General features: G+C 53.0%; 20 protein-coding genes and 1 tRNA gene. 4 read left to right on the forward strand and 17 right to left on the reverse strand.

What is annotated here, in order from left to right:
- Positions 1 to 963, forward strand: a 963-nt coding sequence (locus KBY68_RS10610) for a hypothetical protein (RefSeq protein WP_255097157.1), incomplete at its 5' end; no start/stop codon positions are given.
- A gap of 247 nt (positions 964 to 1,210) precedes the next feature.
- On the opposite strand, the gene KBY68_RS10615 is transcribed toward KBY68_RS10610, so the two are convergent.
- From KBY68_RS10615 to KBY68_RS10655, 9 genes are all read right to left on the reverse strand, one after another.
- Positions 1,211 to 1,642, reverse strand: a complete 432-nt coding sequence (locus KBY68_RS10615) for a sigma factor (protein ID WP_255097158.1) — start codon at positions 1,640 to 1,642, stop codon at positions 1,211 to 1,213.
- A 158-nt stretch (positions 1,643 to 1,800) separates the two neighbouring features.
- On the reverse strand, positions 1,801 to 3,510 hold the full coding sequence (locus tag KBY68_RS10620; RefSeq protein WP_255097159.1) for a phage terminase large subunit family protein: 1,710 nt from the start codon (positions 3,508 to 3,510) through the stop codon (positions 1,801 to 1,803).
- Positions 3,510 to 3,710: a hypothetical protein gene (locus tag KBY68_RS10625; RefSeq protein WP_255097160.1), complete on the reverse strand. Its 201-nt coding sequence runs from the start codon at positions 3,708 to 3,710 to the stop codon at positions 3,510 to 3,512. Before KBY68_RS10625 ends, KBY68_RS10620 begins: the two co-directional genes overlap by 1 nt.
- Before the next feature lie 356 nt (positions 3,711 to 4,066).
- Complete coding sequence (locus KBY68_RS10630; RefSeq protein WP_255097161.1) at positions 4,067 to 4,444, reverse strand: hypothetical protein; 378 nt, start codon at positions 4,442 to 4,444, stop codon at positions 4,067 to 4,069.
- 5 nt (positions 4,445 to 4,449) lie between these two features.
- Complete coding sequence (locus KBY68_RS10635) at positions 4,450 to 4,803, reverse strand: hypothetical protein (protein ID WP_255097162.1); 354 nt, start codon at positions 4,801 to 4,803, stop codon at positions 4,450 to 4,452.
- 237 nt (positions 4,804 to 5,040) lie between these two features.
- On the reverse strand, positions 5,041 to 5,742 hold the full coding sequence (locus KBY68_RS10640) for a PD-(D/E)XK nuclease family protein (protein WP_255097163.1): 702 nt from the start codon (positions 5,740 to 5,742) through the stop codon (positions 5,041 to 5,043).
- 254 nt (positions 5,743 to 5,996) lie between these two features.
- A complete protein-coding gene (locus tag KBY68_RS10645; protein ID WP_315855665.1) occupies positions 5,997 to 8,195 on the reverse strand; it encodes a PriCT-2 domain-containing protein in 2,199 nt (732 codons plus the stop codon).
- Between the two features lie 491 nt (positions 8,196 to 8,686).
- On the reverse strand, positions 8,687 to 9,946 hold the full coding sequence (locus KBY68_RS10650; protein ID WP_255097165.1) for a site-specific integrase: 1,260 nt from the start codon (positions 9,944 to 9,946) through the stop codon (positions 8,687 to 8,689).
- A 147-nt stretch (positions 9,947 to 10,093) separates the two neighbouring features.
- Positions 10,094 to 10,167, reverse strand: a tRNA-Arg gene (locus KBY68_RS10655).
- A gap of 75 nt (positions 10,168 to 10,242) precedes the next feature.
- Between KBY68_RS10655 and KBY68_RS10660 the strand changes: the two genes are divergently transcribed.
- Entirely contained in the window at positions 10,243 to 10,968 is a 726-nt protein-coding gene (locus tag KBY68_RS10660; protein WP_255097166.1) for a helix-turn-helix domain-containing protein, read from the forward strand.
- A 9-nt stretch (positions 10,969 to 10,977) separates the two neighbouring features.
- Here the strand turns inward: KBY68_RS10660 and KBY68_RS10665 are convergent, their stop codons facing one another.
- Together KBY68_RS10665 and rsmI are read right to left on the reverse strand one after the other, a co-directional pair.
- Positions 10,978 to 11,193, reverse strand: coding sequence for a hypothetical protein (locus tag KBY68_RS10665; RefSeq protein WP_315855666.1), 216 nt, complete (start codon positions 11,191 to 11,193; stop codon positions 10,978 to 10,980).
- 31 nt (positions 11,194 to 11,224) lie between these two features.
- The gene (gene rsmI / locus KBY68_RS10670) at positions 11,225 to 12,106 is read right to left on the reverse strand and encodes a 16S rRNA (cytidine(1402)-2'-O)-methyltransferase (protein ID WP_261345842.1); all 882 of its coding nucleotides are present in this window, start codon (positions 12,104 to 12,106) and stop codon (positions 11,225 to 11,227) included.
- On the opposite strand from rsmI, the gene KBY68_RS10675 reads away from it, so the two are divergent.
- Positions 12,105 to 12,995, forward strand: a complete 891-nt coding sequence (locus KBY68_RS10675; protein ID WP_255097169.1) for a 3'(2'),5'-bisphosphate nucleotidase CysQ — start codon at positions 12,105 to 12,107, stop codon at positions 12,993 to 12,995. The genes rsmI and KBY68_RS10675 overlap by 2 nt on opposite strands.
- Before the next feature lie 12 nt (positions 12,996 to 13,007).
- On the opposite strand, the gene KBY68_RS10680 is transcribed toward KBY68_RS10675, so the two are convergent.
- The 6 genes from KBY68_RS10680 to KBY68_RS10705 all read right to left on the reverse strand — a co-directional run bounded on the left by KBY68_RS10680 (position 13,008) and on the right by KBY68_RS10705 (position 19,524).
- The gene (locus KBY68_RS10680; RefSeq protein WP_255097170.1) at positions 13,008 to 15,167 is read right to left on the reverse strand and encodes a polyribonucleotide nucleotidyltransferase; all 2,160 of its coding nucleotides are present in this window, start codon (positions 15,165 to 15,167) and stop codon (positions 13,008 to 13,010) included.
- A 126-nt stretch (positions 15,168 to 15,293) separates the two neighbouring features.
- The gene (rpsN, locus tag KBY68_RS10685; protein ID WP_106500549.1) at positions 15,294 to 15,596 is read right to left on the reverse strand and encodes a 30S ribosomal protein S14; all 303 of its coding nucleotides are present in this window, start codon (positions 15,594 to 15,596) and stop codon (positions 15,294 to 15,296) included.
- A 61-nt stretch (positions 15,597 to 15,657) separates the two neighbouring features.
- Positions 15,658 to 16,746, reverse strand: a complete 1,089-nt coding sequence (gene rseP / locus KBY68_RS10690) for an RIP metalloprotease RseP (RefSeq protein WP_255097171.1) — start codon at positions 16,744 to 16,746, stop codon at positions 15,658 to 15,660.
- Entirely contained in the window at positions 16,747 to 18,054 is a 1,308-nt protein-coding gene (serS, locus tag KBY68_RS10695; protein ID WP_255097172.1) for a serine--tRNA ligase, read from the reverse strand.
- Between the two features lie 52 nt (positions 18,055 to 18,106).
- Positions 18,107 to 18,352, reverse strand: coding sequence for a NifU family protein (locus KBY68_RS10700; protein WP_106500552.1), 246 nt, complete (start codon positions 18,350 to 18,352; stop codon positions 18,107 to 18,109).
- Between the two features lie 35 nt (positions 18,353 to 18,387).
- Positions 18,388 to 19,524, reverse strand: coding sequence for a glycerol dehydrogenase (locus KBY68_RS10705; protein ID WP_255097173.1), 1,137 nt, complete (start codon positions 19,522 to 19,524; stop codon positions 18,388 to 18,390).
- A 37-nt stretch (positions 19,525 to 19,561) separates the two neighbouring features.
- Here KBY68_RS10705 and lepA point away from each other — a divergent pair, with 37 nt between their 5' ends.
- A complete protein-coding gene (gene lepA, locus KBY68_RS10710; RefSeq protein ID WP_255097175.1) occupies positions 19,562 to 21,370 on the forward strand; it encodes a translation elongation factor 4 in 1,809 nt (602 codons plus the stop codon).
- Positions 21,371 to 21,466 lie beyond the last annotated feature (96 nt).

Genomic DNA, 21,466 nt, shown 5'->3' on the forward strand with positions numbered 1-21,466 from the left:
CAGTCCTGCTTCGAAAAAGTCCGTTACATCAAACTGGGTGCTGGCGCATCAATGAAGGACCGATCTTGCATTCAGAGTGGACTGGCATACATTGGTTTTGGAACCTCTGATTCTGAGCTTTTTCTTCTAGCCAGCAAGGGTGAATGGGAAGCCTTTCGTTCGCTGGCCTATCAGCGTGATGAAAATGGAAGTGAGCAGGCCCGTAAGCAACGAGCTAGTTCTGCTGCAAATCAAGTTCAAGCTTTCTTCGAGGCAGATACAAGAACGCTTTGGATCACTTTTTTTGCTGGAAAACTTTATTACGGTTCGTTTGCTGAATATTCACATCCTGTTATTAATGCGGGAATGGGTGGGTGCACGCGATCAGTGGATGGCGGTTGGCGTGACAAAGATGCCAATGGGGGGCTCCTTAAGATTGAAAATCTTTCCGGCAACCTCACAAAGATCAGAGGATTTCAGGGTACGAGTTGCAATCTAAGTGCGGATCAAGTTGCATATCTCTCCACAAGGCTTTCTGGTCAAGTTCCTGCATACATAGCTCAAATTGATAAAGCCAGAGAGTTGATGGTTAAAGGTGTCTTGACTGCAATCAGGACTCTGGGTCCAAAAGACTTTGAGCTTCTTGTTGAGATCATCTTCTCCCGTAGCTGGCGACGTATTGGACAGATGGGCGGTGTGGAAACATTTATTGACATCATGTACGAGGACTGTCTCAATCCAATGCGTAGAATTGCTGTGCAAGTCAAGTCGGAAACAAACGCCAAGGAGATAGATCGATACTGCTCGGATGAGCAGATCCAGTTATATGAAAAGCTGTACTTTGTATTTCATACTCCAGACAGTCAGGACATCCTGGAAGGCTACGAACTACCTGAAAAGTTGGAGGTCGTTGATGGCTTAACACTGGCTGGCCTAGTCGTTGATTCTGGCTTAGTTCATTGGCTAAAAGAAAAAACTAGCTAGTGAACTTTCAATTAAGTTTATGTTCACTCTTACTCTCTCCCGGCAAGCTTTCCCTCTTTTCTGCAGCACAGTCATTGGCGGCTGATGGGAAGAGTTTAAGTCCAGTGGGTTGAACCCAGTATCAGCAAAGAAGTCTGATTCTATCAAATAGAACTAAAATTATTTTATCAGATGAGCACCGAAGCAAATTAAAAAATCGCAATTTTTAGCCCGAATTAATTTTTTTACATTATTTTTATGCAAAAATCTATAACTCTTCCTCCTCTGCCATATGATTCATTGCAACAACCCTTACAGAACATGCTTCTACGATTTCAGCCCAGCGAATAGGAGTAATGCCGAGCAGTTCAGGTATTTTTTTAGCGCATGTTCCTGCTCTAATCAGCTTTTGGCCCCTTACATGTAATTCACGCCAGCGACCTGGAACTGAAATCAAAAATCCTTTATCACGCAGGTAATGGGTAATTTCTCCATTTACAAATGGCCTGGCATAAGCAATAAAATTAGATTTGCTATTATTTATTCTTTTATCATCATATCTTCTGGATGCTTTTATTAAGCCAATCGCTGCTAATTGTTCAAGATCTTCTTTTGGATGTCCAGTACGCCGGGCGTAATTAGCGGCTACTTTTGCAGCAAATGGTAAATGTTCAACTACTAACGCATCACATACCCGCAAGGCCGATCGTTGCCGTATTTGGCAGGGCCTTACTGCCATACCAGTGGTACGGACCCCAGAAGCTGTTGCCCCAGTGGGAGCAAGTGGCCTTGGTAGATGTCGACCCTCTGGGGCTCGACCCTGTGGGGTTGTCATTGGTTTGACCGTTCAGTTTGGTGTTAGCGAGAAAACAGCAGTGGCATGGGCGTGCCTCTGCTATTTGCGCGCCAGTATTTGTTTTGCAGCCAGATCACACCTTGGCAAAAAGCATCGACTAAATCGTCATTGGCAGCATTAGGAAAACCTAGTAATTCATTTATTAATTCGTCATTACCAGGATTAAAAGCAAGCTGCCCTGCTTCCATTAGTGGCGCTGCTGCATGGGCGCGACTTGATTTACTACCAACAGGCCGTATTGCAATCAAACCAGGTATTTGACGTCGTAATAGCTGGCAGACAGCCGGGCCATTAGCTGCATCTTCTATTAACACTGCATCAGGGCTTAAACCCTGTTCTGAAAGTATTTGCAGAGTTTGGGTGAGATGTTTTAAAACGCCTGGAAGATCAAGGTGGTAATGAACACTTGATAAAACCTCAATCCGATGAGTCCCAGTGGGGCAGCACCCAGAGGGTGAAGCGGATGCAGGAACTAATCCAGACGCCGGGCCAGCAGATGCGGCCGTTTTATGCAGCTGCATACCTTGTGCTTTTGCGGCTTGGGCCGGATAAATTGGAGTGGTTTCAGGTATGAGGCCAAGTAAAACAAAAGCGCAGTAGTCATTTGTTTCTGCGCCTTTAAAACTCAAATCACAACTAAGCACTAAAGGCGCATACTTTGACCCTGTGGGTCCTGACCCTACGGGTCTTTGATTTGCGGGGGTTAGGCCCTTTGGGCCTGTGTATTTAATCCATTGACGTTGAAATAGGAGGCCATCAGCTGGTGATGGTCGTTGTTGATATAAAGCGTTCCACCAATAAAGGCCAGCTCTAATACGTATTTGATTTAGTTCAGTTAATGGGAATCGTTCAGGGCATAGCGCTTCTCCTGGTTGTCGCCAATCAGGAATAACAGTGACCGTTGCAGGGAATACTGGCTGCGCTTCGCAGATGGCTGGGAGGTTCAGAACATGCCAATGCTGAGGAGCATCACCATTTTCTTGTTCCATCAACCAACCGATCAAATCATCCTGATGCCAACGGGTTAGCACTACTACCTGAGCTGCACTTGCCCCAGAGGGGCTTGTTAACCCTGGTGCTGCCCCTTTGGGGCTAACCCCCGGTGTAATCCCCGGTTCTGCGCGGGTAAGCCAGACCGATTGGAACCATTCGATTAGTTTTTTGCGTTGCGCAGCAGATCCTGCATCTTCTGGACCTTTATATGGATCATCAATTATTCCAAGTGCATATCCTTTTCCTGTAAATGGTCCGCGTACACCTGCTGCAATACAACCACCACGATCTGGGGTAAGCCAATTACCAACAGCGGTTGAATCTTTGGATAATTGATGATTTGCTGTTACGTAATAATGACGCGCTTCCCGTGAATGGGCATAAGCAAGTTCAGCAGAATAAGAAGCAATTGCGCAAAAACGAGAAGGGTAACGGCTTATCCAATAAGCAGGAAATAATTTTGATACCAGTAATGATTTACCAGTGCGCGGCGGGATCGTAACGATTAAACGATTAAGTGTGCCATCTGCTATCTGCTCACATAAACCGATCAGTTTATTTGCCCAGGTATGAAAGGCATAATCAGGGTAAGCAGTTGCAATAAAATCACGAAATGTCTTTTGCTCGGTTGTTAATTGTTTTAATGCAGGATCAGGAACATCTAATAAACCCCAGTCACTCCAGGCATCAAGCGCAGGCTCAAGCAGCAGGCCAGTCATCAAGTTCTGGCCTCGGGCCTTTGGCTATCTGATGGTTTAAGCGGTGCGCGCAACATGCCGCCGATCTCACCGATCACTCGGAAAGCACCTACCGCAGCAGAAAACTGTTCACATTCAATTGCGCGGCGGGCACATTCATTAAGTGCATAAATCTGTTCAGAAACATGACGCCGCCGATCTGAAATCAGATCTTGCACCATTCGCTCACGTGCAATATCTAAATAACGATTTAAGGTCTGAGTGTTGGTTACCCCCCAACTTTCTCGGGCTTTCTCGATAAGGAGCAACTGCGGCAGCCGCTGAGAAATCCATAACTGAGCCTCGGCAATACGTCGTTCAATTTCAGAGCAGGTAGGCCGTGGGGCGGCATTGCGTTTATGTGAATAACGCGGTGGATTACGTGGCCCAACTGGTCGAGTTGGATCAACACCAATAAGCGGACCAATAGGTGAGCCGTCATCGTCCTGGGCGGGAGCAGCATCCCGAAGCTGCTGAATTTCTGGCCCTTGGCCCTGTGGGGCCTGGGGATCGCTATTGGGCGGGGGAATTGGCGTCTTCATGAGAGCTGCGCCAGTGGCACTAGCCCTTTTGGGGTCAGTCCTTGTGGGATTGGTTGGAGATAGGAAGCCCACTGCTCAACTGTAAGAACAACGCGCCAAGTGCCACCACGAAAACGAACAAGGGTGGCGGAAAGTGGAAGGTTTGCATTTTTGGCCTGCTGTTGGGCTTGTGGAGGTTTGATACGTGCAGCAGCGGCAGTATCAGCCCAGTTAGCAACTTGAATGGCGTGATTTGGCACGCCATCAAGATCGCCGGTGTCATCAATGCGGCCGGCGCCAAGTTTTCGACGAACAGGAATGCCAAGGATAGAAGTAAGCAATTCAGCTGCTTCTAGCTCAGCTCGATCACCTTTAGCCTTAGTACTATTGGACATAAAGATTATCTGAATTCGCTGATAGTCCAGAAAGGAATACCGAGTGTTTTGGTGGCAGAGCCGTCAGCCTCTGCTGCTTTTTTAGCCGCCTTTAGTTGGGTGTCAATGCTATTAACTGTTGAGGGATATTTCCATTTTGCTCGGCCTAAAGAGTAGGTAAAATTCCAATCATTGAAGCTAAAGGTATGGTCAAGTTCTGCTTTATCAACCAAAGCGGAGATTGAGTCTTTAAGTAACGCGAGTTCATCATCGAGTGATTTAAGAGCAGTCTTAATGGCAATGATGCGATCCAACTGACGATCAATCGAATCAGACTCTGGTGTCTGAGTTGAGTGAGCTAAAGCTGTAGGGCAGTTCATGGAGTAAGGATTTGGCGGGTGCGTTTAGCAAGAACTTCTTGCACAGCTTCTGGAGACCAAAGCAGATTGGGGGCCTTAATACCCCCACTGCTAACGCAGAAGTGGATACCAGGTCGGAGTACACCAGCCTTACGTAGCCGCCGAAGTGTGGATTCAGAAGTGCGCAAGATTTGAGTGGCTTCCTGCGTGGTGGCGTGAAATCGCATGGTTAAAAGCTGGGTCGGAAGTCAGAACCCATCAAAAGCTTAGCGGATCAGCAAGCTGAGTAGAAACCACCTTCCAGGTAGCCCAGGCGCCAGCCCAGGCTGAAAGGCACTCAAAACGTCCCAAAAGTGGTCCAAAGATCAATTTGCCGGGATGTGCCCAGATGGTCTGACCAGCGTCGTAGTGGTGGCCCCATGTGGCTTCTAGGGCCATGTAGCCGCCTATCTGCGCTGCAGTGCTGTAGGTGCTGCCATTTGGCCCCAGTGTTTTTAGGTCGGCCAGGATCCGCCGGCCGTCTTGATCCACGTAGGCGCAGTCAAAAGTTCCAGCCACCCTGCGCGTAGTGCAGCAGGTGGGGCGCTCGCTAGCGATCACCTGAAGCTGCTGCCAGCGCTCGTGGTTGATCAGCGGCTGGATCCAATCGGCGTGGTCGCCCTCCGCTAGCACCAGCAGCTCATCGCCCATAGAGCGGAACTGAGTACCTCGTTGTGCACCAGCAAGGATCTGGCCTTGCTGCAGAAAAAGTTCCAGCGCGCGGTGTGTCTGGTTACCCCGTGGCCCCCAGGTGGTGCGGGTTGCCTCAATACGTTCACTGGCGTAATCAGATTTCAGGCAACCGATCACGCCGGTGATGCTGACGGGGAACTCCAGATCCCCCAGCCAGTAGCGATGTTCAGGGTCGCGCCGGTGGAGGCCAGGAATTGGTGAAAGCCATCGGTTGAGGGTTGTGGTCATTAGCGAGTGGGTGTGGTGGGTTCGCGCGCGCGCATGTGAAGTACATCCCTCAATGTGAATGAATTGGGTCAAACTCCAGTGCCTGAGCTGGGTTTGATCCGCTCACATGGAATTCACATGTGAACCTGGTGTGTCAATCCATTAATTGGACTAGGGAATTCACATGTGAATTTGATGTGACCTCCTTATATCTCTCTCTATGACAGGGTTTTAAGTACATTCATTCACATGAGCACGGGCGTAATAAGGAGAATTCACAGCGGCATGGGTTGATCGCCGTTCCGCTCAAACCATTCCCGTGCAATTGGGGTCAGCTTCCATTGGCCCGGCATGGAGCCGACCCGAGCGAGCATGGGTCGCCGGCCGCCGCTGGCCCTGGTGAGGCTGTTGCCCACTGATCCGCTGCTGTAGTTGGCCTTGGCCAGCTGGGCGATGATCTCGCGCCTATGCAGGGAGGGCTTTCCGTTCTGCAGCGCATTCCAGAGCAACTTCCCCACCCCGTGGCGCACGTCACGGATCACCTCCGTCATGGCGCTAACAAGAAGCCGGCCAGTATCTTCATCGATCTGGTAGTTGAACTCCCGGGCCGTGCCTTGGCGGCACTTGCGCACGATCCAGGTGCGACGGCAGGTGCTGATGCGCTTCTTCCCGGCTGCCTTGCCAGGCGGACCCTCGAAGCCGTCATGCTCGCCACCTTCCATAACCGGCTGGATGGCATGAACGATGGAAGGAATTTCCTTCCATGCCTTAGCGCCGGCCGCTTCCCCGCCGCCGGTGCCGTCGTGGTTGAGCCACAAAACGGATGTATGCCGGCAGATCACCTCCTTAACAAACGTGAGCAGGGCTGTTACCTGGCTGTTGTCGCAGTAGTTCAGATCAGCGCGGCTTGTAGCGGCCTTGCAGCTGTCAATGATCACCAGCGCAATCTTTTCGCTGCGCACAAAATCAAGCAGAGCTAGGCAGCCGCGCAGGCCTGCTTCCCAGCCCAGTGCCGTCTGTTCAGGATCGTGGCCCCAAACATGAAACCGAAGCCCGTCATGGCTTGGGTTTAGTGCCTGATGATCCGCCTTACCGAGATCCTGCAAAGTGCGGATTAGTGGCGCCGGGCCTGAATCCGTGGCGATCATCAGCACGCTGCCAGCCGGCGGCGGCGCCTCACGATCAAGGAAGCCTGTTCCTTCGATAATGGCAAACGCCATCGCCACCGCTGCGGTGGTCTTGCCGGCGCCGGCCGGCGCATAAAGCAGTGCCTGGTCATTGGCGGGCAAGAAGCCCTCAAGCAGCCAATCAAGGCTGATCACCTTGGAGAGGTCGATGCTTCGGTAGGTGGGCCGTTCCTTTGGGGCGTTACCAAGCCGCATCAGCTCCTGCTCTGTGAGCAGGCGAAACAAGGCTGCATTGATCTGGCCATCAGTGCGCCGGAAGCGGACCATGATCTCGGCGCGCGCTTCCATTTCGGTGTCATCGTCCTGCTCGCGCAGGGCCGCTAACGCCATCGTCAGCAGCTCGCGGTAAGCCGGCAGCGCTGGTTCAGTTTGATCAGCCGCCCCGGCAGGAGCCTTTCCCGGCAATTTTTGCTGGGGCCTTTGGTAACGGAACCCACCAAGCGTGTCAGCCAGGTAATGCAGGGTGCCGATGGTGGTGCCAGAGCCCTTGAAGCTCTGCCACTTGGCCAGGCATTCCTGTTCGTTGAAGTTGGAGCAGCCGCGCGACCAATTTACCCAGTCGCTTAGCAAGCCAGTCGAAACGCTGTGCAGCGCCATCCCAACCCGCAACCAGCGGTCGTAGTCCTCGCATGGCGGGATGTGTAGCAGCAGCTCTTTTGCGCGGGGCACTTCGGCAACAGTTGCCGCCTCATGGTCTGCAGTGGAGGGTTCAGCGGCACCTTTTAGCAAGGGCTCCAGCAACCAATCCGGCGCCTCAGCCACTTGCTGCTCGGCAGGGGAGCGGCCACTTATCCACTGGTAACAACCAGTGTCAGGGTGTGCCCCACAGATCACCGACTGGTGCCCGCCACCGCGTAGCTCAAGGATTGTGCGGCCGGCATCGTTACGCCAAACGCGGCGACCGCGCAGAAAGGGCCAGGCATCAGCCGGCACCCTGAACGCCAACTGGCGGCGATTTGGTAGGCCGCTGCTCCAGGCAATCGTTGCTGGTAAATCCGTCCACGGTCTGCCAAACACCTGGAGAAAATGCGCCACCGCGCCGGTGCCATCGAAATCAACCGCGATCACACCAGAAGCTTCCCCAAGCACCAGCCCTACGGCCCGCACGAAGGAGGATTCCGCCAGCTCGCAGATCCCGTCAACGTCGTAAGTGTTGTGGCTCCAATCAGCCTGCGGCTCACCGGTGGCCGGGTTGACGGGTCGCTTCATCCCATCACAGGGGATCAGCCGCCAATCGGAATCGACGGACTGGAGCTCCGCTAAGAGCTCAAGGGTGAGAGCCATCATTTTGCCGCTTTCGGCCTTGGAACCTGAGGCGCGCGGGCCATGGCTACTTCAAGAGCTAGCTGAATCACTGTGATGAGAGGGATGCCACGCTCATCGCACTGGCGAACTAACCACTGCCTCTGAACTGCAGTAGGGCGAAAAGTTAAAGGGGGTCGAGCCATAAAGAAATCAGAAGAGATCAGAAAAGATCAGAGTTCTGATCAACTGTAAGCAGATGGCTATCAGGTCGCTATTCTGATGAGGTGGATTAGAAGCGCTTAGCGCACCTAGGGATGAAAAGGGTTCGGCCCACGGCTCCAAGGCAGAAGGCGAAAAACAGGGGCGCACTTGAGCTGTCCTGGGCCGGCTATAGAAGGCAGGTTGAAATACAGGCCGCCGTGTTTAGTCCAGAGGAGCTATTGGAATCTCAACGCTTGGCGCGATTACTAATAGCGGGTAAGTTGCCAAACAAATTCTGGCCATCTATTGATATTGAAGAGCAGCAAAAACTGTTATGAATTCCAAAGCATATTTGTTACTTTTTCAAGCAACTTAGGTTTATCTAATTGCCGGCCGTAGGCGGCTAAATGAACTGCTGGGGAGTGGCCCATCAGCTCTGCTGACTCCCGCACACTTAACCCCAGATCAATACCAAGCCTTAGTGCAAAAGCATGGCGCAGTCCATAAGGCGTTAGATCAGTGCGCAGCTGACCCTGGGCTGCTTTTTGGTTGTGCAATCGCCCAAGCTGATGGGCCATGGCTTCTCCAGGTGATGGCAAAGCAACTAATCGGCTCGGCAAGCCATGCTCATTCCAGCGTTCAAATAATGCGTTGCAATCTGAATGCCAGGTTGCAGGCGGTATAGCCGGAATGGTTCGGGCGCCTACCTTGCCTTGGCCGTTCTGCTTTTCGTGGGCCACTACTGCCACCAGCGATTGACTAACCCCACCGGGGTTGCCCCCGGTAAGGCTGACCTGATGAAGCTGCAAGCCTTTTAATTCAGCTGGCCGCAGGCCGAACACAATCAAACAATCCCAAGCCACTAGATCAGAGGCGGTCAGTCTGCTGCGGCTAATGCGCTCGCGCAGTTCCTCGATCTCCTGATCCTGAAATGCCATCACCCCTGCGGGGTTAGCTGCGGCCTTGCCGTTACCCCTCATGGCGGCCAGTTCATCTGGCCAAAACCATTGGGAAGCTTTCCATAGGGCGCGCATCCGATCATGGGCCATTTGCCTGGCACGAGAGTTTGGCGGCCATTGACGCAAAGCAGCGCTTAGCAGCTGTGCGTCATCTAGCCAAATCTGCTGAGCCGCTATCTGTTCAAGCTTGATTAGATAGGGCTGATAGGTGCGCTCCCAGGTACGAGAAGTAATGCGCTCGCCTATTAGCTGCGCGCTGAAACGCGAACGCAGCTGGGCCAAGGTTGCTGGTGCTAGGCGGCCGGCTTCATGGGCTGCCGGCAGCAATGGATCTGGCCAACGCCAGGTGCCAGCCATTACGGCATCAAATACAGCACAAACCTCAGCCAGGGCAGCTGTTGAGGTAGCAGGTCCAGGGGGGGTATTGAGCCCTAACTCGCGCTGGATTTGACCCGCGGTTTGAATTTGACCCGCTTGACCCGCTTGACCCTCATCGGACCGGGGCGGAAGTTCATCGGATAGCAGCCGCAATCGGTCGCGCTTTACCCGCAGATGCCAGCCAGGGCGGCCCTGCCGGTGTCTTTTGAACTGCCTTGAGAGATCAGCTAACCAGCCCTGGCGATCGCCTGCCATTTTTTGACCCGCGGGTCAGAAACGGGTCAAATCCTGCCATGGCTTGACGGTTTTAGGGCGGTTTGGGCGGTTTGTGCTCAAAGGAGGTTCCCCTGAAAACCACTACAGTGACTAGACAAACCCCAGTGGTACTAAGGTTTTTGACAACGCCCCCTGAGTGATTCGAACACTCGACCGGCTGCTTAGAAGGCAGCTGCTCTATCCAGCTGAGCTAAGGGAGCAAGTGCTGCTGAGAATCACAATTTCCCATCTTGCCAGCAACCCCCCTAGATTGGTGAGCTGCGGTGGATTCAGCTATGGCGGCATCACGGCTGAACAACAGCCAGAAGCAGGAGCTGGTGCAGCGCTACCAAGCTGGCGAAGCTTCTGCTGCCTTGGCTGAGGCCTTTGAATGCAGCACCAACACCGTTAGCCGCACTGTTAAAGCGGCGCTTGGCATTGAAGCCTATGCAGCCCTCAAGGAGCAACGGGCCAAGGGAACCGTGGCGATAAATCCAGAACCCATAAATCCCGAGCAAGAAAGTCAAACAACTCAGAAAGTAGAAGAGGCCCCAGCGGTTTTAGCCCTGGATGATGCCGATGATTTTGCAACTAACCACAAGGAAGATTCTGAGAGCATTGATCTAGAGATTGAGCAAAATAACGACTTCTTTACCCTGCCGCTTCTTGCCGTAGAAGCTAATCTCAGCGACAGCAACCCTTGCGTTAGCAAGCCTTTGGTAACGAGTGAACTGCCAGCTAGTTTGTATTTATTAGTTGATCGTGAAGTGGAATTAAAAGGCACCCCAGTGAAGGAATTCAGTGAATTAGGCCGGGTGGCACCCCAGGAGGAAGATCTGCAGGCGATTGCCCTTTTTGTTAACCCACGCCAAGCCAAACGCCAATGCGGACGCAGCCAACGGGTAATAAAAGTGCCTGATTCAAGCCTTTTGGATCTCACCGCCCCCTATATCCTCGCCCAAGGCATCAGCCGCATTGTTCTAGAGGGTGCCCTTTATGCCATACCTGGCAGTGCTGGCTAACAACGGGCTTTATTCATCCTGATGGGGTGCCAATAATGCAGCACTGGTGCCACCGCTAAATACACCGCAAAGAATCGCTAACCCCACCACAAAACCCTGCGGTAAAGGCACTGTTTTGCCAATACCAAGGTTCACCACACTGCGCTCAGATAGGTTTTGGCTGCCAAGGCACAACATCAGTAGCAACACAAATGTGCCCACAATGCTGCTCAAAAACAAACGCATCCGCAGCAGCATCAATCTCTCCTTTTAGAACTCAGTTTGCCCTGTGTAGCAACCCATATAGGGCGCGTCGCTGTAAACCACTGCTTTGAGCTAGTTCCTTAGCTGCCTCTGATGCCGTTAGGCCACTGGCAACTAAGGCCGTTAATTCTTGGCGCAGCTGCGTTTCATCCCAGGGCAACACGGTTGCTTCTGCTGCTGCACCACCAAGCACCAAGGTGCATTCCCCCTGGGGTGCGGTAACAAGGAAATGGGCAAGGGCACCAGCTAAATCAGGACCCACCTGCTCTTCATGGCGTTTAGTTAATTCCCGGGCCACCTGCACCGGCCGTTCAGGGCCGCAATGTTCCACTAATTCCTGCAGCAGGCGCACCAAGCGATGGGGCGCTTCATAAAGCACTGTGGTGCGGCTTTCTTGGCTAATTGCCTCCAAACGACTTTTGCGTTCACGGCCCTTTAGGGGCAGGAAACCTTCAAAACAAAAACGTCCACTTGGTAAGCCACTGCTCACTAATGCCGTAGTAGCGGCGCAGGGGCCCGGGATACACACCACCCGATGGCCAGCAGCCCTTGCAGCAGCCACCAATGCTTCACCTGGATCGCTGATGCCAGGCAAGCCAGCATCGCTCACTAATGCCAATGCTTCCCCTGCCCCTAATGCATCAAGCAAGGCGGGAATCCTTTGCTTTTGGTTGTGTTCATGGAAACTGAGCAGCGGCTTACTGATGCCAAAAAAATGCAGCAGTTGGCCGCTATGGCGTGTGTCTTCACAGGCGATCCGATCTACCCCCGCCAGCACCATTTGGGCCCTTGGCGATAGGTCGCCGCGGTGGCCGATGGGGGTGCCCACCAGATAGAGCACTCCCCCTTGGGGTTCGGGGCTCTCGGTCACAATGCCGTTGTGTTGTAACCCCATGATGCCCTTACCCGCGGGTGTGGAACTAGAGCCGCTGCTAGCGGCCTTAAAAAACTTGAGCTGGCAGGCGGCCGATATCTTGCTCGCCTATGCCCGTAAGCCGATGGAATTAAGCGTAGATAAGGGCGGTGAGGGGCCAGTAACAGCAGCAGATCTAGCCGTAAATAAGCTATTGCTTGATGGCCTAAATAGTGCCTTCCCCGCTGCCCCATGGGCCCTGTTAAGCGAGGAAACAGCAGCTGAGCAAGGCAGTCAAATTATTGAATCCAATGAATGGCTTTGGATCCTTGATCCCCTTGATGGCACGAAGGATTTTATTCAAGGAACAGGTGAATATGCCGTTCATTTAGCCCTAGTGCATCAGCAGCGCCCAGTGCTCGGTGTGGTGTTGTTGCCTGAAAAGCAAGAACTTTGGTTTGGCCTATTGCTAGATGAAAATTGCTCGGCCTGGTGCGAAAACCGCGCCGGCACAAAACAACAAGTTCAATTCAGTAAGCGCAAAGAATTGGCTGAATTGGTTTTAGTGGCAAGCCGTAACCATCGCGATCAACGCTTAGAGCAACTGCTGCAGCAATTAGAAATTGGCCGCAGCCTCACGGTGGGCAGTGTTGGCTGCAAGGTGGCTGCAATCCTGCGCGGTGATGCTGATATTTACGTGTCGTTATCGGCTAAAAGTGCACCAAAACATTGGGATATGGCAGCACCGGAGGCCGTATTGCTGGCTGCCGGTGGTGGTTTTAGCCATGCCGATGGCAAGCCGCTCACCTATACCAGCAGCAGTTTCCTGCAAGCTGGATGTTTAATTGCTAGCCATGGCATTAGTCACCCGCTCCTGTGTGAAAGGGCAACAAAGGCAATGGCCAGCATCGACCCCGGTTTTCAGGTTTAGACGCAGCTAAACCTAAACCTCACCGATCGGCAGGATCACAGTTGGCTCGGGATCTGAACCATCTTGGGGTACACCACGCAGGCTCAAGTTGATGCGGCCGCGGTTATCAATTTCCCGCACTCGTACGGTTACCTGATCACCCACGTTCACCACATCTTCCACCTTCTCAACCCGTGATTCAGATAGTTGGGAGATGTGGATCATGCCTTCCTTGCCAGGCAGAATCTCAACAAAGGCACCGATTGGTATCACCCGGGTTACATGACCCTGGAATACCTCGCCTTCGCTGATGCGCCGGGTGAGCCCTTCGATGATCTTTTGGGCTTCCTCCGCCGCTGCACCATCGTGGCTGGCAACGGTAACGATGCCGGTGTCTTCAATGTCGATCTTGGTGTTGGTGCGCTCAGTGATCCCTTTAATCGTGCGACCACCAGGACCAATCACCGTGCCAATCAATTCGGGATCGATGCGGAAACTGAGCAACCGTGGTGCATGGGGCGACATAACGTCGCGTGGTTTCTCAATCGCTTCAAGCATTTTGGCAAGGATATGAAGCCTGGCCGGCCGCGCTTGATTGATCGCCTTGGCGATGGTTGGCACATCAAGACCGGTGATCTTCATGTCCATCTGCAGGGCGGTGATCCCTTTTTCGGTTCCAGCAACTTTGAAATCCATATCACCAAGGAAATCTTCAATTCCTTGGATATCGGTGAGGATGCGAACCTCTTCCCCCTCCTTGATTAAGCCCATGGCAGCTCCACTAACTGGGGCCACGAGGGGCACACCAGCGTCCATCAAAGCCAGGGTGCTGCCGCACACCGAACCCATGGAAGTGGAACCATTGGAGCTGAGGCATTCAGAAACCACCCGCAACACATAGGGGAAGGATTCTTTGCTTGGCAGCACTGGAATCAGTGCCCTTTCCGCCAGGGCGCCATGGCCCACTTCCCTGCGGCCAGGGGAGCGCATCGGCTTGGTTTCACCGGTGGAATAAGGGGGGAAGTTGTAGTGGTGGAGATAGTGCTTTTCGTTAATTGGATTTAGATCATCCATCTCTTGGGCGTCGGAAGGGGTGCCCAAGGTGGCGGTGGAAAGCACCTGAGTGAGGCCCCGCTGGAATAGGCCAGAACCATGCACCCGTTTTGGTAAAACACTCACCGCGGCACTGATTTCCCGCACCTGGTCGAGCTCACGGCCATCTACCCGTTTGCCCTGTTCCAGGATTTGGGCCCGCATCATTGTTTTGGTGAGCGCCTTGAAGCTGTTAGCCATCAACTTGCTGCTGCTGCCAATGGCAGCCTTCACAGGATCGCTATCACCAAGGGCCGCAACCGCTTCAGCTGCTTTCGCTTTGATGGCATCTAGTTGGGCATCCCTTTCGCCTTTGCTCAGGCTGAATTGGGCAAGCACCTTGCCAATTTCCTTGGAGCATTGCTTGCTCAAGTAATTGGGAACGGTTTTATCTTCCTTCGGCTCTTCGCCCTTCACCTGCTCAATGCCCATGGCGGCGAGGATATCGCTTTGGTGGCGAATCAATTCACCAACTGCTTCGTAGCCGAAATCAATCGCCTCGATCATGTCTTGCTCAGGCAGTTGCCTGGCCCCTGCTTCCACCATCACCACCCCATCAGGGGTGCCAGCTACCACTAAATCAAGCTCAGAACGCTCAATTTCACGGAAGCTTGGATTAAGGATGAAATCATCACCGAGCAAACCCACCCTCACGGCCGCCATCGGGCCATGGAATGGAATCTTGGCGATCAAGGTGGCGAGGGAAGCGCCGGTTACGGCCAACACATCGGGTGGTACCCGTTCATCCAAAGACAAACAGGTGGCAACGATCTGAAGGTCGTCCCGCAACCAATTTGGGAACAGGGGCCTGATTGGACGATCGATCAATCTGCAGGTGAGGATTGCCCGCTCAGGTGGGCGCGCCTCCCTGCGAAAGAAACTGCCCGGGATGCGACCAGCGGCATAGAGCCGCTCTTCGTAGTCGCAGGTGAGGGGTAGGAAATCGATGCCTTCGCGGGCATTGGCTCTGGTGGCTGTAACCAGCACCGAGGTGTCACCGCATTCAATGAGCACGCTGCCACCGGCTTGAGGGGCATAACGGCCCGTGGTCAGCCTGATCTCCCGTCCATCGAAGGAGATCGACCGAATTTCACCTTGCACTTGTTCTTATGTCCTGCTTGTCAGCTCTTATCTTTACATCTAGCCGGTAAGGCTGGGGCAAAAAAAAGTCGAGGTAGCTGTTGGCCACCTCGACAAAATTAGTTATGGCAGTGCTTTTAAAGCAAATTACCAGCTGGATTTAACCACCCCAGGCAGCAATCCCTTGTGGGCCCTTTCCCTTAGTTGGTTGCGGCAAAGGCCAAAATCGCGATAGAAACCACGGGGTTTGCCGGTGGCCCAACAACGGTTGCGTACCCGGTTAGGTGCGCTGTTACGGGGTAATTGTTGGATTTTGCGGTGGATATCCAGGCGCTCCATGGGGCCAGCGGCCTCCTGAAATTCCTGAAGCAAAGCAGCGCGCTTAGCAGCGAAGCGTTCCACAATTTTTTTGCGCTTCACATCCCGCGCAATCATCGACTTTTTCGCCATGCGGCTGCCTTTAAGGGGAAGGTTATTTAATCCAATAATTTAGCTGATCACTGGCCCTTGCTTAACGCAGCAGCAATTGCCTCACAAAGGCCAGCTGGCTGGTGTCTTTAACGATAAGAACGGCGCTTAAGCCGAGCAGCAGCAGCAGCCCTGATTGGGTAAAGGCCAACTGCAGCCGTTCTGGCAACGGTTTGCCCCGCAAGCCTTCAAGTAGTAACAGTAGAAATTGGCCACCATCCAGCATCGGTAGCGGTAAGGAATTAAGCACCGCCAGGTTCACCGAAATCAGTGCAGTGAACAGAAACAAGCTGCCGCCGCCCTGATGGGCGAGCTTTGCGCCCATCTCCACGATTTTTACCGGGCCCGAAATTTGAGGGGCGGTTTCACCAAAATTGGTGGCTAGGGCAACAAAGCCTGAAATGGTGCGGCGCAGGATTTGAACGAATTCAGTTTTGGCCTGCTGCAGGATTTCCAAGGGGTTGCTGGCCCGCCGGAACAGTTCGTTGCCATCAGGCTGCAATTGGGCGCCAATGCGGCCGCTGCCGCCCATATTTGCTGGCACCAATTCAAGATTTTTGCCTATGCCGTTGCGTTCTATGCCAAGCAATAAAGCTTGATTCGGTGAGGTTTTTACGGCATCAACCAATTGCTGCACCGCCTTGGTGCCAGCCCCAAGGGTTTTACCGCCCATCGCCACAACTAAATCACCTGCCTCAAGGCCAGCTTTAGCTGCCGCCCCATCCGGTTGCAGGGCTACCACCAAAACGCCGCTACCAGCGTTAAAACCAGCTGGTATGCCCACAACTATTCCCTGGGCGCATAGCACTGCCCAAGCCAAGAGCAGATTTGCCAGCACCCCTGCTGAAATCACAATTGCCCGTTGAAAAACGGAACGGTTTTTGAGTAGATCCGGATCTTTGGGATCAAAACCGCTATCGGGATCGTCGTCTGGGAAGGCCACATAACCACCCAAGGGAATTGCCCTCAAGGCAAATTGAATCCCGCGGCTGCGGCGCTCCAACAACACGGGGCCAAAACCAACATTGAAACTAGTTACGCGAATCCCTTGCCAAACGGCTGCAAAAAAATGCCCCGCTTCATGCACAACGATTAAAAGGGCAAGGATTGCCAGAGCAGAGAGAACACCCACTTATTTTTTGCCTAGGTGTATTTGATGATTCTGGCCGCTAGCAATCACATCTGTGCCCATGTAAGGAGCAAGTGCTACGGGCAATTTGATGCTGCCATCGCTTTGTTGGCCTGTTTCTAAAAGGGCTGCCATCGTGCGGCCCACGGCCAAACCACTGCCATTCAAAGTGTGCAAGAGGGCTGTGTTTTTTGCTTCTTTAAATCGGATGGCAGAACGCCTTGCCTGGAAATCTCCACAGTTGCTGCAGCTAGAAATTTCCCGATAGGCACCAGCACCCGGCAGCCACACCTCAAGGTCGTAGGTGCGGTTGGCGGAAAAGCCAATATCGCCGCTGCATAGTTCCATCACCCGATAGGGCAACTCAAGCGCCTGCAGCACCGCCTCTGCATCAGCCGTGAGCTGTTGATGGGCATCGCTTGATTTTTCGGGATGGCAAAACCAATACAACTCAACTTTGTTGAATTGATGCAAACGGATCAGCCCGCGGGTATCACGGCCGTAGCTGCCGGCCTCCCGCCTAAAACAAGGGGTATATGCCACATATTTGATGGGCAGCTGTTCAGCCGGAATCACCTCATCGCGATGGAGCGAAGTGATTGGCACCTCCGCCGTGGGTGTTAGCCAGAGGTCGTCGTGGGCGCAGCGGAAACTTTCCTCGGCAAATTTGGGTAACTGGCCGGAACCGGTGAGGCTGGCGCTATTAACCAAAATGGGCGGTAACACCTCGCTGTAACCCTTGCGGCCGTGGAGGTCGAGCATGAAATTGATCAGCGCTCGCTCCAGCCGCGCCCCCATGCCTAGAAGGGTTACAAAGCGGCTTTGGGCAATCCGCACCGACCGTTCGGTTTCAAACAAACCAAGCCGTTCACCAATCTGCCAATGCTCCTCAAGGCCCGCTTCCTGGCGTGGATTTCCCCAGCGCTTGATCTCAATATTGCTGGCTTCATTTTTGCCATCTGGTGTTTGCGCTGATGGCAGGTTGGGCAGGGTTAGCAATTCATCCCTCACAGCCGCCTCGAGGAGCTTTTCCTCTTCCTCCAGGTGCGCCACCTGTTGTTTCAGCTTGTTGCCCTGATCCCGCATGGCTTGCAGCTCAGGGCTGCTGGGGGCAATGCCAGCTTTGATCTGCAAGCCCATCTCCTTCCCGATGCGATTGCCTTCGGCTTGGAGATTGCTGCGTTGCTCCTCAAGATCCCGCAGTTGCTTCGCCTTGGCTTGCAACTCGCTCAGATCAAGGCTTTTACCCCTGCGTTGCAGCTCACTTGCAATCAACTCCGGGTTGTCACGCAGCAGGCGCTGATCCAGCACGGGCCTATGGCAATTGCTTTGAGCCTACGGGCTGGGCTTAAGCCCTTATCAATCAGAGCACCTGCACCACTTCGCTCACTTCAGGAATCGCTTCCCGCAGCTTGCGTTCAATACCCATCTTTAGGGTCATGGTGCTGCTGGGGCAGGAACCACAAGCCCCCTGCAAACGCACCTTCACGATTGGTCCATCGATTTCCACCACCTCCACATTGCCGCCGTCGGCCATCAAATAAGGACGCAGCTCATCAAGGGTGCGCTCCACATTCTCGAGGGTTAGGGCTTGAAGATCACTACTCATGGCTAGGGGGGCAGATCTAACTGAATCCTAGGTACCTAAAGCAATCGACGCCCCCATTGGTCGGCCGCCCTCAGCGCAGCGCTAACTGCCGCTGCGCTAACTGGAAAAGGTTCATTGTGGCTGCTCTCTCCTGGGATTACAGAGCGTTCTGCAATGCGGTTTAACTGTTCATCGCTATTGGCATCAACCCCAACTTGGGCCAGGCAGATTGGTAATCCCACCGCTTGCTGGTAGCGGTAGATCTCATCGATTTCAGATTGGGGCTTACCCTCCAGCACCAATTGGGTTAACAATCCAAAAGCCACTTTTTCACCATGGATGTGGCAGTGGCTGCCTTCGATCTCAGAGATACCGTTGTGAACCGCATGGGCCACAGCTAAGCCACCACTTTCAAACCCCAAACCTGAGAGCAAGTTATTGGCTTCCACCACCCGCTCCAGGGCCGGTGTGGTGGCTTTGGCTTCCACTGCTGCACAAGCCGCAGGGCCGTCGGCCAGAAGAATTTCACAGCAGAGTTTGGCCAGGGCTGTGCCGGTGCGGCTGGGCAGGCCACCCACCACGGTGGTGCTGCAACTTTCACGCACGGTGCGCGCTTCAAACCAGGTGGCCAAGGCATCACCAATGCCACCCACCAATTGTCTTTTTGGTGCCCTAGCCACCACTTCGGTATCTACTAAAACCAGCAGGGGGTGGCGGTTGTAGAAACGAAACCCCTCCACGCTGCCGCCGGAGTTGTAGATCACTGAAAGGGCACTGCAGGGGGAATCGGTGCTGGCAAGGGTGGGGGTGATCACCACTGGCAGATTGAGCTCATCGGCTACGGCCCTTGCCGTATCAGAAACCTTGCCGCCGCCGGCGCCAATAACAGCGTTGCAGTTGAGTTGCTTGGCCAGTTGAACCAAACGTTCAATTTCGGCATTGCTGCATTCGCCAGCAAATGCTTCAACTATTGGTTCAATGCCCACAGGGGGCAGCACCGCTTGCCAGATCGAAGCCAATTCCCGCCTAGCGGTGCCAGCGGCGATGATCAACACGCGCCCCTGCAGGCCCAACCGTTGCATTTCCCTACCCAGTTCATGGGTGGCACCGGGCCCTTGCACATACCTGCCGGGGCTAGCAAAAACGATCAGGGGCCGCTGGTGAATACAAACCACGCTTTTGGAATGGGCCATTGAAAAACAGATGCGGTTTGCTTACTAGGATCTTGATATGACAGACGCCCCTGTTTCACGGATCCGCAATTTCTGCATCATTGCCCATATCGACCATGGCAAATCAACCCTGGCCGATCGGTTGCTGCAAGAAACCGGCACGGTGGCGGCCCGCGATATGCAGGCCCAATTCCTCGACAACATGGAACTGGAGCGGGAGCGGGGCATCACGATCAAGCTGCAGGCTGCGCGCATGGAATACACCGCAGCTGATGGTGATAACTACATCCTCAATCTGATTGATACCCCCGGCCATGTGGATTTCTCCTATGAAGTGAGCCGCAGCCTCCAAGCCTGTGAGGGCGCACTGCTGGTGGTGGATGCCAGCCAAGGGGTGGAGGCTCAAACCCTGGCAAATGTATATCTAGCCCTTGAAAATGATCTAGAAATAATTCCAGTGCTAAATAAGATTGATCTGCCGGGAGCCGATCCGGAAAGAATAGGTAGAGAGATTGAAGAGATCATTGGTTTAGATATTTCCAATGCCATCCACTGCTCAGCAAAAACTGGTATGGGTGTGCCGCAGATTTTGCAATCTATTGTTGACCGTGTGCCGGCCCCAGCGGATCGCGTGGAAGAGCCTTTGCGCGCATTGATATTCGACTCTTACTATGATCCATATAGGGGAGTTATTGTTTACTTTCGCGTTATCAGTGGGCGCCTAGCAAAAAAAGATAAAGTTTTACTTATGGCAAGTAAAAAAACCTATGAATTAGATGAAGTTGGGATAATGGCTCCCGATCAACGGCAGGTTCAAGAGCTACATGCCGGTGAAGTGGGTTATTTTTCTGCCTCGATTAAAGCTGTTGCTGATGCCCGCGTTGGCGATACCATCACCCTTGCTTCAAATCCCGCCTCCGAACCGCTTCCGGGTTACACAGAAGCAAAACCGATGGTTTTTTGCGGTTTATTTCCCACCGATGCCGATCAATATCCCGACCTTAGGGAGGCATTAGACAAACTAAAACTATCGGATGCTGCTTTGAAATTCGAACCGGAAACCAGCAGCGCCATGGGTTTTGGTTTCCGTTGTGGTTTCCTTGGCTTGTTGCATATGGAAATTGTGCAGGAGCGGCTTGAACGGGAGTATGACCTTGATCTAATTGTTACGGCGCCTTCGGTTATCTATCAAGTAAATATGATTGATGGCTCAATCATGATGGTAGATAATCCCGCAACGCTGCCGGAGCCGCAGGCTAGGGCGTCTATTGCAGAGCCCTACGTAAAACTAGAAATCTATGCGCCAAATAGTTATAACGGTGCCCTCATGGAGCTATGCCAAGAACGCCGGGGTGCATTCATTGATATGAAATACATAACAACTGACCGTGTTGCGCTGCACTATGAAATGCCCTTGGCAGAAGTGGTAACTGATTTCTTTGATCAGATGAAAAGCAGAACAAAGGGTTATGCCTCAATGGAATATAGCTTGATTGGATACCGAGAGAATTTTTTGGTGCGGCTTGATGTGTTGATAAATGGTGAAAAGGCCGATCCTTTAACCACTATTATTCATCGCGATAAAGCCTATAATGTTGGCAAGGCGTTGGTGGAAAAGCTCAAGGAATTAATCCCACGCCAGCAGTTTAAAATCCCCCTTCAGGCATCAATTGGTAGTCGTATTGTTGCGAGTGAAAGTATTAGCGCAATTCGCAAAGATGTGCTTGCGAAATGTTATGGCGGTGATATTTCCCGCAAGAAAAAGCTATTGCAAAAGCAGGCTAAGGGTAAAAAACGGATGAAGGCGATGGGCAAGGTAGATGTTCCGCAGGAAGCATTTATGGCAGTGCTAAAGCTCAATCAGTAAACATCGAGTTCCAATAGCAAGTAGTGAGCAGTTTGTAGTGCAAGCTTTGCTCCTTCGGTGGAATGCTGGTCCTATCAGTTGGGGTTTCACATGTGG

It is taken from the genome of Synechococcus lacustris Maggiore-St4-Slac, from assembly GCF_024345595.1.
GTDB lineage: Bacteria > Cyanobacteriota > Cyanobacteriia > PCC-6307 > Cyanobiaceae > Synechococcus_D > Synechococcus_D lacustris.

Bases quoted from the DNA above. Each gene is read 5' to 3' on its own strand.
- KBY68_RS10620 (WP_255097159.1), bottom strand. From the start codon at position 3,510: ATGACTGGCCTGCTGCTTGAGCCTGCGCTTGATGCCTGGAGTGACTGG.
- KBY68_RS10625 (WP_255097160.1), bottom strand. From the start codon at position 3,710: ATGGTGCAAGATCTGATTTCAGATCGGCGGCGTCATGTTTCTGAACAG.
- KBY68_RS10630 (WP_255097161.1), bottom strand. From the start codon at position 4,444: ATGTCCAATAGTACTAAGGCTAAAGGTGATCGAGCTGAGCTAGAAGCA.
- KBY68_RS10635 (WP_255097162.1), bottom strand. From the start codon at position 4,803: ATGAACTGCCCTACAGCTTTAGCTCACTCAACTCAGACACCAGAGTCT.
- KBY68_RS10640 (WP_255097163.1), bottom strand. From the start codon at position 5,742: ATGACCACAACCCTCAACCGATGGCTTTCACCAATTCCTGGCCTCCAC.
- KBY68_RS10645 (WP_315855665.1), bottom strand. From the start codon at position 8,195: ATGATGGCTCTCACCCTTGAGCTCTTAGCGGAGCTCCAGTCCGTCGAT.
- KBY68_RS10650 (WP_255097165.1), bottom strand. From the start codon at position 9,946: ATGGCAGGCGATCGCCAGGGCTGGTTAGCTGATCTCTCAAGGCAGTTC.
- KBY68_RS10660 (WP_255097166.1), top strand. From the start codon at position 10,243: ATGGCGGCATCACGGCTGAACAACAGCCAGAAGCAGGAGCTGGTGCAG.
- KBY68_RS10665 (WP_315855666.1), bottom strand. From the start codon at position 11,193: ATGCGTTTGTTTTTGAGCAGCATTGTGGGCACATTTGTGTTGCTACTG.
- KBY68_RS10675 (WP_255097169.1), top strand. From the start codon at position 12,105: ATGATGCCCTTACCCGCGGGTGTGGAACTAGAGCCGCTGCTAGCGGCC.
- rsmI (WP_261345842.1), bottom strand. From the start codon at position 12,106: ATGGGGTTACAACACAACGGCATTGTGACCGAGAGCCCCGAACCCCAA.
- rpsN (WP_106500549.1), bottom strand. From the start codon at position 15,596: ATGGCGAAAAAGTCGATGATTGCGCGGGATGTGAAGCGCAAAAAAATT.
- KBY68_RS10700 (WP_106500552.1), bottom strand. From the start codon at position 18,352: ATGAGTAGTGATCTTCAAGCCCTAACCCTCGAGAATGTGGAGCGCACC.
- KBY68_RS10705 (WP_255097173.1), bottom strand. From the start codon at position 19,524: ATGGCCCATTCCAAAAGCGTGGTTTGTATTCACCAGCGGCCCCTGATC.
- lepA (WP_255097175.1), top strand. From the start codon at position 19,562: ATGACAGACGCCCCTGTTTCACGGATCCGCAATTTCTGCATCATTGCC.